6 protein-coding genes are annotated in these 12,315 nt (G+C 68.7%); 5 read left to right on the forward strand and 1 reads right to left on the reverse strand.

Features of this window, described 5'->3' with window-relative positions; all coding sequences use genetic code 11:
• Positions 1-1,125: 1,125 nt before the first annotated feature.
• Positions 1,126-3,507 carry an ATP-dependent helicase gene (locus tag ENSA7_RS34795; RefSeq protein WP_106093719.1) on the reverse strand — a complete coding sequence of 794 codons (2,382 nt, stop codon included), beginning with the start codon at positions 3,505-3,507 and terminating at the stop codon, positions 1,126-1,128.
• Between the two features lie 106 nt (positions 3,508-3,613).
• Here ENSA7_RS34795 and ENSA7_RS34800 point away from each other — a divergent pair, with 106 nt between their 5' ends.
• The 5 genes from ENSA7_RS34800 to ENSA7_RS34820 all read left to right on the forward strand — a co-directional run bounded on the left by ENSA7_RS34800 (position 3,614) and on the right by ENSA7_RS34820 (position 12,269).
• Positions 3,614-6,145: an MMPL family transporter gene (locus ENSA7_RS34800; RefSeq protein ID WP_106093720.1), complete on the forward strand. Its 2,532-nt coding sequence runs from the start codon at positions 3,614-3,616 to the stop codon at positions 6,143-6,145.
• The gene (locus ENSA7_RS34805; protein WP_106093721.1) at positions 6,142-6,828 is read left to right on the forward strand and encodes a LolA-like protein; all 687 of its coding nucleotides are present in this window, start codon (positions 6,142-6,144) and stop codon (positions 6,826-6,828) included. The genes ENSA7_RS34800 and ENSA7_RS34805 overlap by 4 nt, the downstream gene beginning before the upstream one ends.
• Positions 6,829-6,896: 68 nt before the next feature.
• Entirely contained in the window at positions 6,897-8,528 is a 1,632-nt protein-coding gene (locus ENSA7_RS34810; RefSeq protein WP_106093722.1) for an RCC1 domain-containing protein, read from the forward strand.
• Positions 8,529-8,854: 326 nt separating this feature from the next.
• Positions 8,855-10,453, forward strand: a complete 1,599-nt coding sequence (locus ENSA7_RS34815; protein WP_106093723.1) for an RCC1 domain-containing protein — start codon at positions 8,855-8,857, stop codon at positions 10,451-10,453.
• 304 nt (positions 10,454-10,757) lie between these two features.
• Positions 10,758-12,269 (forward strand): RCC1 domain-containing protein, encoded by a 1,512-nt coding sequence (locus tag ENSA7_RS34820; protein ID WP_106093724.1) that lies wholly within the window; start codon positions 10,758-10,760, stop codon positions 12,267-12,269.
• Positions 12,270-12,315 lie beyond the last annotated feature (46 nt).

Genomic DNA, 12,315 nt, shown 5'->3' on the forward strand with positions numbered 1-12,315 from the left:
TTGACGCCACCGAAGATCGGGTGATACGGTGGCAAGAGGGCGAACACGCCGCCCCCGACCAACTCCCGCTTGATCGTGGCGGGGAGACCGCTCTCGAGGTCGACGCTGACGTCGATGATGTCATTGAGCGTGAGCGATGGGAGGTCTCCGATGCGGATCTGGCTCATGACATCCTGCACGGCAACATCGTTCTGAGACGAGGGATCGAGCATCTCTGCGAGACAGTCGATCGTGTAGTTCCGTACGGTGAAGATCCCCGCCTCTGGCGGGGTGGACCCGCCGGTGTTGGCATTGACCCAGTTGTCGGACTTCCTGGTGAGCCAAAGTCCCTTGGTTGGCTGCCGAATCGCGATCTTGTCGAAGTAGCGCAGTTGTGAGTGGTCAGTAACGAGTTGCATCCCTGTTCTCTCTTCGTGCCCGGTGTGGGGTGTGGTGGAGAGGCATGAAGACCTGGGACCTCCAGCTGTGTCAAGGCCTTCATGCAAATCCTGGCGGCTCGTACCCAGGGGCGAAAACGCCCGAAGTGAAAGCGCAAGCCGGCGGCTGCACCCGGACGCGCAGACAGATGCGGCACGCCCCGGTCCTCGCCGGCCCGCGGGGCCAGCAAACCCTGGGTACGGTGCAACCTGTCCGGCTCGGGCGCAGCGCCGAACACGGTCCAGCACGAGGCATTTCGATGGAAGACACATCTTCGCGTATGCACGACGAGCAGGGCTTTGACGGCGCCGCAGCGGCGGTCCGAGCTCGGGTCCGCCGTCACGCGGCGCCATGCCACCCCTGGCTTGCCTGAGGTAGCGGCCGATCTTGTACTTCTCGGCTCGTAGTTCTTGGAGTAGGATCCGGTTCGCCTGAAAGAGCTCCTCGTCGCGTTCGCGGAAGGTGTTGCAACCCCTCGTACGCTGGGCTCCTCAGGTAAATTCCATCTTTTTGCTGTTCTACAGGGCCTATTTAGGGGCCAGAGGGCGCGAGCGAAGCGAGTGACCCCGAACTGCCAAACCGCCGTAGAAGTCTCAGCAGACCACCACAGCGCAAACGGTCAGAAGCAGCCCCTCCTAAGGGGGCCACACATGCCACCACATACAGCCAACCCAGAGCCCTCTGTGCCAAACCGCCTGTGGGGGTCCCTCACAACGGTTGGCAGAACCGGGCCATGATCGTCTTGCGGGCCGCCCCAAATACCAGCGTCAACTTTAGCTGCTCCCCCGCCCCCGACCACGACAGCACCGTCCCGACTCCAAACTTGGGATGCCGCACCTGCATGCCCTTGAACCACTCGACCGGGTCATACTCGACATCGTCATACTCGACCGTCTCCCGCTCGACGCTGCCCGCGTTCCGGCCGAACCCTCCCGAGCCTGCGTACTCGGGCTCGAGCTCGATCTCATCGTCCCACTGGGCCTCCCGCTGCTGCGGGGCGGCCCTCGTCGCCGGCCGACGGCGCCGGGCAGTCGCCAACCCATGCCGCGCCACCGCTTCATCCGGCAGCGATCGCAAGAATTCCGACGGCATGTTCTGCTTGCTCTCCCCCCACAAGAACCGCGACTGCACATAGCTAATCACGAGCTTGCGGCGCGCCCGGGTCAACGCGACATACGCCAGGCGCCGCTCCTCTTCGAGCGAGTCCGGGTCCCCGTCACGAAGCGCGCGCATGTGCGGGAACACGCCGTCTTCCATGCCAGTGAGCATGACCCGATCGAACTCCAGCCCCTTCGCGGAGTGGATCGTCATCAGGGTAATCGCCGTGTCCGCGCTCTCGTCATCCCCGGAGGTCGCCAGCGAGATCTGCTCGAGATACTCAGCCAAGCTGGCCTCGGGCTGCTCGGCCACAAATTGCTCGAGCGAACCAATGAACTCCTCGAGGTTCTCGATCCGGGTCTCGCCGTCGGGCTCTTGCTCGAGCGACTCGATATAACCAGTCCGCTCGACCACCAGCGCGGCGATCTGATCATGCGCCAGGTTCTGGGCGTCGATCTTGAGCTGCTCGACGACGTCGTGAAACTCCTTGACGGCCCGCCGCGCGGCCTTGCCCAGGCCGGCGTCCTCGCCATATTTCGAGTCCGGACCGGTCGCCTGATAGAACGACTTCTCGTTGCTCACCGCCCAGCTCGCCAGCCGCTCGATCGTCTTGGTCCCGATCCGCCGCGGCGGCACGTTGATCACCCGCAGGCAGTCCAGATCCGAGGCCGGGTTGGTCAGCAGCCGCAGGTAGCCGACCAGGTCCTTGATCTCGCGGCGGTCGTAGAACCGAATCCCGCCGAGCATCCGGTAGCGGATCCCGTACAGGCGCATCGCCTCTTCCAGCGGCCGCGACTGCGCGTGGGTCCGATAGAACACCGCGATCTCGGACGGGCTCTCGCCGTCGTCAATCGCAACTTGGATCGTGCGGGCGATGAATCGGGCCTCCTCGCGCTCATCGGCGAACCCGTACAGCTGGACGTGATCGCCGGGCCCAAGCTCGCTCCACAGCTGCTTGTCGTGACGGCGCGGGCCGTCGCGGATCACCGCGTTGGCGCAGTCCAAGATCAACGTGGTGCTGCGATAATTTTGCTCGAGGCGGATGATCTCGCAGCCGGGGTGGCGATCGGGGAAGCGCAGGATCTGCTGCACGTCTGCCCCTCGCCAGCCGTAGATCGCCTGGTCGTCGTCGCCGACCACACACAGCTGCGAGCGCTCGCCACACAGCAGGTCCACGAGCTCGGCCTGGACCGGGTTGGTGTCCTGATACTCGTCGACGACGACATGAAAGAAGCGCCGCCGCAGGCCGACGACCGGATCGACCTTGCTGGCCGCGGCCGCCGCTGGCTCGCGCTCGGTGTGCAGCTTGACGGTGCGGCTGGGGGTGGAGCTGGGCGCCGAAGCCTGGCCGGCCGGATAGCTCGGCACCTCGCCCGCGTTGCGCAGCAGCTGGACCGTGAGCGTGAGCAGATCGCCAAAATCAGCGGCGTCGGCGGACCGCAGCTGATCTTCGTAGAGCGCCCAGGCCCGCCGGGTCCAGCCGAGCACCGGCTCGTTGTAGCCCAGATCGCCGAGCCGCTCGCGGCCCCAGCCCAGGTTCTTGGCGGCGTCGATCTTGCCGAGCGCGGCGCTGGCCGAGAACATGCGCGGGTCGATGTCGAGGACCTTGAGCACCTTGCGCATCAGGCTCTTTTGGTCGTCGGCGTCGTAGATCGCAAAATTGCGCGAGAGCCCGACCCCCTCGCCGTGGCGCCGCAGGATCCTGGCGCAGATCGAGTGAAAGGTGCCGATCCACGGGCCATCGCGGCGCAGCTCGTCGAGCCCGACGCCGAGCAAGCTTGCGATCCGCTCGCGCATCTCGTGGGCGGCCTTGTTGGTGAAGGTCACCGCGAGGATCCGCCAGGCTGGCACGCCCTCGTCGATCAGCGCGGCCACGCGATGCGTGATCACGCGGGTCTTGCCGGTTCCGGCGCCAGCGAGCAGCAGCAGGGGCCCGCCGCGATACTCGACACCGGCGCGCTGGGCCGGGTTAAGAGGCTGGGACGAGCTCATGGGCGCCCGGTTATACACGCTCGCTGGAGCTCGGCGGGCGCCTGGGTCGCGCAGTTGATCGGGCGCTGGTCGCTGCGCGGTCGATACCAGGCTAAGGTCGCGGCGCGTGAGCACGGGCCAGGATCACGATCGAGGTCGCGAGACACAGCGCACCCCCGGCGCTCGCGCGACTCGTCGGCTCGGCCCGCTGCCGCGACCGCTGGCGCTCGCGCTGCTGGCCGTGTGGGCGGTGGTGAGCGTGTTCGCGTTGATCCAGCTGCTCAGGGGTCCGGCGCCGTGGTCGGGCGCGACCGAGGGGCTGATCCCCGAGCAGCATCGAAGCGCGCGCGGGCGACCGCTGGCGCTGCTGCGGGTGGATCTCGACGCGCTCGAGTCAGCGGCGACCCCGGGCGAGTCGACGGATCCGGCCGAGGGGACGATCACGGACCCAGCGACGATCCTGGCCGAAGCGGGGTTTGCCATCGAAGAGGCGCTCGGTCAGCGCCGGGTGCCGCTCGCGCCGCCGCGGACCGAGATCACCCGCTGGCTCGACGCTCACGCGCTGTACCTGCTGCCGATCGAGACCCACGGCGCGCTGGCCGAGCGACTGTCCGACGCCAACATGCGCGCGCAGATCCAGGCCCTCGAGGCGCGGCTGTCGAGCCCGCTGTTCGTGGTCTCCGGTGAGCAGCCGCGACGAGATCCGCTGGGGATCCACGGGCTGACCACCCGCGAGGCGGGCCAGCTCGGGCACGTGACCGAGGTGCTCGGCAGTGACGCGCCGCAGGTCAGCCCGAGCGGTGATCTGATCGCGGCGAGCGGCGATCGAGCCCTGATCGGGCTGGTCACCGACCGCGATCGCCCCCAGGCCGAGCAGATCAACGAGCTACGCGGCGAGCTCGAGGCCGCGCTCGAGGGTCTGCCGGTCGAGCTCACGCTGTTCGACCTGAGCCTGCGCGAGGCCACGCTCGCCGAGCAGCTGAGCCGTGACTGGGCCAAGGTGCTCGCGGCTTGTTTCGCGGCGCTGGTGTTGCTGCTGTCGATCGCGATGCGGCGGGTGATCCCGGTGTTGGCCCTGGCGGTGTGCCTGGGTTCGGCGTGGGTGTTGTTGGTGTGGGCGGCCGTCAACCTGCAGCTGGCTGCGGGCGTGGGTTCGGGCCTGGGTCTCGACGGCATGGGGGTGGCCTCGATCGCGCTGTCGGTCCTGCTGCTGGGCTTCGCCTGCGACGCGGCGCTGCGGCTGCAAGAGATCGACTCACGCGGCTGGATCTCGACGCTGATCATGGCCGGGGCCCTGGTCCCGCTGGCGCTCTCGCCCTACCCGCTGTGGCAGCGCTGGGCGCTGTGGTGGCCGCTGGCCTACCTGCTGATCGCGGTGATCCTGCGGGTGATCCTGCCCGCGCTGCTCGAGCTGCTGCGCGGTGACTTCGACTGGCGGCGGCCGGGCTTTCGCCTGGCCCCGATGCCCGCGCTGGCGGTGTTGATCTGCCTGAGCGTGTGCGCGGCCGGGGCCTGGGTCACGCCGCAGCTGCGCTACCGATCCCCGGCGCGGGTGCCGATCCTCGACCCCGCGCTGCAGCTCAGCGAGCGCGAGCTCGTCCAACACTTCTTCGACCCGAGCATGATCGTCGAGACCAGCTCGCAGGGCGAGCGCGCAGCCGACGAGCTCGAGACCCCCGCGGCGGCGGCCCTCGAAGCGTCGGCTGCGACCGCGGCCGAGCTGGCCACGCTGGTGCCCAAGGAGGCCCGCCGCCTCGACTCTCCGGGCAGCTTCGTGCTGCCGCGCGCCGAGCTCGAGGCCCGCAAGCTCGCGCTGTCCAAGCTGCAATTGAGCGCGCGGATGGAGGCGCTGAGCGTGGTGCTGACCGATCACCGCCTCCGCGCCGAGGCGTTCGCGGAGTTCGTGCGCGGAGCCGCGGACATCCACGACTTCCCGAGCGCACAGGCGGCCCTCGATGGCCCGCTCGGGCCGTGGATCAACGGCTATCTGGTCGACGAGGTCGTCGAGGGGCAGCCGCAGGTCCAGCTTCGATCGCGGCTCGAGCTGCGCGGCCGCGACGGCCTGCCCCAGGTCTCGCTCCCGGATGCGCGCCTGGCCGAGCTGCCGCCGCTGCGCGGCCCCGCGATCGCCGCGATGATCGATCAGCGTGAATTCCTGCGCCGCGCTGGCGTGGTCGTGGTCGCCGGGCTGTGGCTGACGGCGTTCTTCGTGTGGCTGGGGACCGGTGGGCTTGGCATCGCGCTGGCTTGCGGGCTGGTCTCGCTCGCGTGCCAGGCCGGGGTGCTGCTCGGGCTCTCGCTGCTCGATCAGCCGAGCGGGCCCCACCTCCTGCCTGCGATCTTGATCGTCGGCGCGACCGCAGGGGTCGCGGGCGGGCGGGCGTGTCGGGCGGTGAGCATGGGCCAGCCGATCGTCGCGCGCGGGCTGCTGCTCGCGGGTGGCTGCCAGGTCATCGCGGGTGGGGTGTTGCTGATCTCGGCCCAGCCGCTGTGGCGCGAGCTGGGCTTGGCGGTTGCGATCGGGAGCGCGCTCGCGTGTGGGTTGGGCCTGTTCGCGACGCCCGGGCTCGCGTCTTTGTTTGGCAAGCTTCGGGGTCGCCGGGCCCCAAAAAAGCCGGCCGCGAAACCAACCCCGAGCCCAGAGGAGCGCGAACCGTGAGCCACACGACTCGGCGTGCGCTGCTGATCTCGAGCGCGAGCGGGCTGGCGTTGCTCGGGGCCGCGCTCGCGGGTCTCGCCGCACCCGCGACGCCGCCCGATCGACACCAGCGCCGCCTGGACAATCGCCTGGAGCTGTGGGGGGCATTTGCCCGCAAGTCGCAGAATTTGGTGGCCCGCTACACGTCCACCCGCAGCTCACCGCTGCTGGTCGAGGATCTCGTCGGCTCGGGCTCGTTGGCGTTTGTCGCACCCGCGACGCTGGTCCTGCGAGATGACGGCGCGACCGGCTCGACGACCCGAATTGAGCCTGGCGCCATTGCGATCGTCCCCAATGATCCATCGTTGCCGCAGCGAGCGATGCCGCGTCGAGCCGACGCCCCCGCGCTGCGATGGCTGGCGGATCACCTGGTTGCGAGCTTTGCCCCGGGCGACGGGACAGCCCTGGTCGCCGACGCGCGGGTCGAGGTTCCGGGCGGGAGCACGCCACGTCTGAGCCTGTTGCCACCCCGCGATTCGGTCGCCCGCGCGCTGATCCGCAGCGTCACCCTAACTCTGGACCAGGTCGGTGGAGCGGTGATCCGCATCGAGATCGCCGAGTCTGACGGTGGCAAGTACGTCTTGCAGATCTCCGATCACCGCCAGAACGTCGAGGCCGAGCTGGTCGCTCGAGTTTTGGACTAAAACCAGGGTGATCGCGCGGGGGGTCCAGTGATACTAAGGGACGAGCCTGATTGGCTCGGAGCCCTGACATGCACTCGAACTCCATCCTTCCGTTCTCCACTGTAAAACTCGCCAGCTCCTGCGCCGCGATCTTGCTGCTCGCCGGCTGCCCTGGCGACCCCGATCCCGGGCTCGACACCGCGACCGACACCACGGGCGACGGCGATGGCGACCCCTCCGGCGACGGCGACGGCGACCCCACGGGCGATGGCGACGGTGACCCGGGCGATGGCGACGGCGACCCCACTGGCGACGGCGACGGCGAGACCGGGGACTGCACCGAAGAAGGCTGCGCGTGCGATCCCCTCCAGCCCGAGTGTGACGCCGACCTCTACTGCCACGACACCGACAACGTCTGCACCGCGCCCGTGTGCGGCGACAGCGAGCTGCAGCCGCTCGAGCAGTGTGACGACGGCAACCAAGACGACGGGGACGGCTGCGACAGCGACTGTTCCTTCACCGAGATCCTCTACGTCGACGCCTCGTATCAGAACACCTGCGCGCTGATCGAGGGCGGCCGCGTGCGCTGCTGGGGCTACAACGGCCAGGGCCAGCTCGGCTACGGTCACACCGACAACATCGGTGACGACGAGACCCCGGCTGACGTGGGCGACGTGATGCTGCCCGAGCCCGGCGTCGAGCTGACCATGGGCGACTCGCACTCGTGCATCCTCATGGCCGACCAGAACGTGCGCTGCTGGGGAACTGGCTTCAGCGGCCGGCTCGGCTACGGCAACACCGAGAACATCGGCGACGACGAATTCCCCAGCTCGATCCTCGACGTCATGGTCGGCGGCCCCGTGCTCGAGATCGACGCGGGCGGCAGCCACTCTTGCGCACGCCTCGCGAACGGCACGCTGCGCTGCTGGGGTGGCGGCTTCTCGGGTCAGCTCGGCTACGGCAACAGCAACAGCATTGGTGACGACGAATTTCCGGTGACCGCGGGGGACGTCCCGACCGGCGGGGCTGTCGTCGCCCAGGCCACCGGTATCAGCCACACCTGCGCGATCTTGGCCAATGGCAAGATCCGCTGTTGGGGCGCCGGCTCCTCGGGCGCGCTCGGCTACGGCAACACCACGGCGGTCGGCAGCATGAACACGCCCGCGCAGGCTGGCGATGTCCCGGCGGTGCCGCTGGGCCTGCCCGCCAACACCAAGGCGACCGCGCTCGCGCTCGGGCTCAGCATCAGCTGCGCGCTGTACGAGACCGGCGATGTGCTGTGCTGGGGCGCGGGCTTCAACGGTGCGATGGGTCAGGGCAGCACCCAGAGCATCGGCGACGACGAGTTCCCGTCGAGCCAGTCGCCGATCTCGCTGCCGTCGGCGGCGGTCGCAATCACCACGGGCGACAGTCACGTCTGCGCGCTGTTCGATGACGACACCGCCCTGTGCTGGGGCCGAAACTCTGCCGGCCAGCTGGGCGCCGCGATCCAGGAGAACATCGGCGACGACGAGACCCCCAACACCATCGACCCGGTCCAGCTCGGCGGCCCGATCAAGCAGATCGACGCGGGCGGCAACCACACCTGCGCGATCTTGGCCAACACCAACGAGCTGTACTGTTGGGGGGTCAACGACGACGGGCAGCTGGGCTACGGGCACACCGAGAACATCGGCGACAACGAGTCGGTGCTCTCGGCCGGGCCCGTCTCGCTGTTCTGATCACGGCGAGGCGCGGACCCATCACTGGCCCGCGCCTCCACTGATTTGCTCCTGCGACGCGGTGGCCCCGACCTCGGGGCCACGCGAGCGCGTCGAGTACGGCAGTCGAGTGGCGGCAACTTTGTCGTGCTGATCGTCTATCGCCGACAGAACGCGAATCTACGCCGGTCACCCAAGTCGGGTCGATCGCCCAGCTAATCGCGCGATGGGTCCAGTGTTACTACTAAAGAGCGAGCCGCTCGCTCGACGGTCCTGACATGCACTCGAACCTCACGTTCTCCAGTGGAAGAGTCACCAGCGCGGGGAGAGCCGCCAGCTCGTGTGCGGTGATCTTCCTGCTTGGCGGTTGTCCCGACGATCCTGGCGCTACACCCGATACCACCGAGGCCGGGACCGCCGGCGACACCAGCACCGACGGCGGCCACGGGGAGGCTGACCGCGGCGACAGCGACGGTGGCACCACGATCGGTGACGGTGACGGTGTCGGTGACGGCGACGGTGATCCCGGCGACGGCGACGGCGACGGCGATCCAAGCGCATGCATCCACGAGGGTTGTCCCTGCGATCCAGACCAGCCGGAGTGTGACCCCGGCCTGTACTGTCACGACATCGACAACCTCTGCACCGCGCCCGTGTGCGGCGACGATGAGCTGCAGCCGCTCGAGCAGTGTGACGACGGCAACCTCGTCGACGACGACGGCTGCGACAGCGACTGCTCGTTCACCGAGATCCTCTACGTCGACGCCTCCTACCAGAACACCTGCGTGCTGATCGAGGGCGGCCGGGTCCGCTGCTGGGGCTACAACGGCCAGGGCCAGCTCGGCTACGGCAACATGGACGACATCGGTGACGACGAGACCCCGGCCGACATCGGCGACGTGATCCTGCCCGAGCCGACCGTCGCGCTGAGCATGGGTGACTCGCACGCCTGCGTGCTCATGGCCAACATGAACGTGCGCTGCTGGGGGGCGGGCTTCAGCGGGCGGCTCGGCTATGGCAACACCGACAACATCGGCGACGACGAGCTCCCCGGCTCGATCCTCGACGTCATGGTTGGCGGGCCGATCCTCGAGATCGACGCGGGCGGCAGCCACTCTTGCGGGCGCCTCGCTAATGGTTCGCTGCGCTGCTGGGGCAGCGGCTTCTCGGGTCAGCTCGGCTACGGCAACGCCCAGTCGATCGGCGACGACGAGCTGCCCGACACCGCCGGAGACGTGCCGATCGGCGGATCGATCGTCGCGCAGTCCACCGGTGTCAGTCACACTTGCGCGATCTTGGCCACTGGCAGGGTGCGCTGCTGGGGCACCGGGTTCTCGGGTCAGCTCGGCTACGGCAACACCCAGTCGATCGGCAACATGAGCCCGCCCAGCCAAGCTGGTGACGTGTCCGCGGTCCCGCTCGGGCTGCCCGTCGACGCCAAGGTGACCGAGCTCGCGCTCGGGCTCAGCATCAGCTGCGCGCTGTTCGAGACTGGCGACGTGCTGTGCTGGGGCTCGGGCTCGGTCGGCGCGCTCGGCCAGGCCAACACCGAGGCGATCGGCGACGACGAGCTGCCCTCGACGATGCCGCCGATCTCGTTGCCCGCGCCCGCAGTCGCGATCAGCGCTGGAGACAGCCACGTGTGCGCGCTGTTCGATGATCAGACCGCGCTGTGCTGGGGCCTCAACTCTGTCGGCCAGCTCGGGGCCGCGATCCAGCAGAACGTCGGCGACGACGAGGCACCCAGCAGCATCGGCCCGATCGATCTCGGCGGCCCGATCAAGCAGATCGACGCGGGCGGCCACCACACCTGCGCGATCTTGGCCGACACCAACCAGCTCTACTGTTGGGGCGTCAACGACGACGGGCAGCTGGGCTACGGGCACACCGCGAATGTCGGCGACGACGAGCCGGTGCTCTCGGCGGGTCCTGTGTCGCTGTTCTGAAAACGAACGCGCTCGCGTGTGCCCTGCGCCACGGTCTTGGTGCGCCCGGTCTTTTGGCCAAACCCGGCGGCGTGCGCAGGCGCGGGGGGCGGGGCCTGGTCAGATAATCATCGCTGGACAACGAGCGAGGGTGATCGTGCTTGCGGACGCAGGTACACTCGCCATCTCACCTACCGCGGCGGATTCGACGAATCCGCCAGGTCTTACTGACATGGCTCGCTCGACTTCAACTTCCTCGCCTCGCTCCGCTCTGCTCACCATCGGCGCCCTCGTGGTTGGGCTCGCGTGCGCGGGTGGAGAGGTCATGGATGACACCTTCACCACCGCCGACGACACCGCGGGCGACGGCGACGGTGACCCAACCGGCGACGGCGACTCGACCGGCGACGGCGACGGCGACCCTGCGGGCGACGGCGACCCAAGCGGCGACGGGGACGGCGACCAGCCGTGCACATCGATCGGCTGCGAGTGCGACGGCTCCGAGGCCAGCTGTGATCCAGGCCTGGCCTGCACGGATGGCATGTGCGCGTCCGCGTCGTGTGGCAACGGCATCACCGAGGCCCCGGCCGAGGACTGCGACGACAACAACGACTTCGAGGGCGACGGCTGCGACAACGACTGCTCGTACACGGAGTTCCTCGCGATCGAGGCTGGCGCGTCACACACCTGCGCCGTGATCGAGGGCGGCCGCGTGCGCTGCTGGGGGCTCAACAACGTCGGCCAGCTCGGCTACGGCAACCTCGACAACATCGGCGACAACGAGCCAGCCTCGAGCGCGGGCGACGTGGTCGTGGGTGCGAAGGCGCTGCGCGTCCACGTGGGCGCCCACCACTCTTGCGTCTACCTGATGGACGAGACCGTGCGCTGCTGGGGCTACGGCAGCACCGGGCAGCTGGGCCTGGGCAACAACGAGAACGTCGGCGACGACGAATTTCCGTTCTCGGTCAACCCCGTCAGCATCAACACCAACGTGATCGACGTGTTCGCGGGCGGCAGCCACAGCTGCGCGCTGGTCGGGGCTGGCAACGTGCGCTGCTGGGGCCTCAACAGCTCCGGCCAGCTCGGCTACGGCAACAACACCAGCCTCTCGATCCCGCTGACCGTCGACCTCAACCTGGGTGGCGTCGTCACCGAGCTCGCGGTCGGCCGCAGCCACAACTGCGCCCTGCTCGACGACGGCAAGGTCCGCTGCTGGGGCCTCAACAACCGCGGGCAGCTCGGCTACGGCAACACCGAGAACATCGGCGACACCGAGACCCCGGGCTCGGTCGTGCCCGTGCCGATCCTGCCCCAGGGCCTGCCCGACGGCACCCTCGTCACCCAGATCGGGCTGGGCTCCGAGCACAGCTGCGTGCTGTACGAGACCGGCGACGCGCTGTGCTGGGGCGACAACTTCTACGGTCAGCTCGGCCAGGGTGACACCACCACCGTCGGCGACAACGAGACCCTCGCGACCTTGTTTCCGATCGACCTGGGCGGCGACGCGGCCAAGCTCGCGCTCGGCAAGCACCACACCTGCGCGCTGCTGACCGACGGCGGCGTCAAGTGCTGGGGCCGCAACCTCTACGGCCAGCTCGGTCGCGGCGACATCTCGCACATCGGCGACGATGAGGCCCCGGCCGACGTCCAGACGATCGAGCTGGGCGGCACCGCCACGTGGATCACCGCTGGCGACTATCACACCTGCGCGATCGTCAACGGCCACCAGATCCGCTGCTGGGGCTTCAACGACTACGGCCAGCTGGGCTACGGCGACACGGTGGTCCGCGGCGACGACGAGACCCCGGCCGAGGCTGGCAGCATCAACCTGCTCTAGCCAGCCAACCAGCTCTAGGCCAGCCTTCGTGGCTCCACTTGCTTGA

Origin of the sequence: Enhygromyxa salina, from assembly GCF_002994635.1 — a bacterium.
Lineage (GTDB): Bacteria > Myxococcota_A > Polyangia > Nannocystales > Nannocystaceae > Plesiocystis > Plesiocystis salina_B.

Coding starts and splice junctions, on each gene's coding strand:
- ENSA7_RS34820 (WP_106093724.1), top strand. CDS start 10,758: ATGGATGACACCTTCACCACCGCCGACGACACCGCGGGCGACGGCGAC.
- ENSA7_RS34795 (WP_106093719.1), bottom strand. CDS start 3,507: ATGAGCTCGTCCCAGCCTCTTAACCCGGCCCAGCGCGCCGGTGTCGAG.
- ENSA7_RS34810 (WP_106093722.1), top strand. CDS start 6,897: ATGCACTCGAACTCCATCCTTCCGTTCTCCACTGTAAAACTCGCCAGC.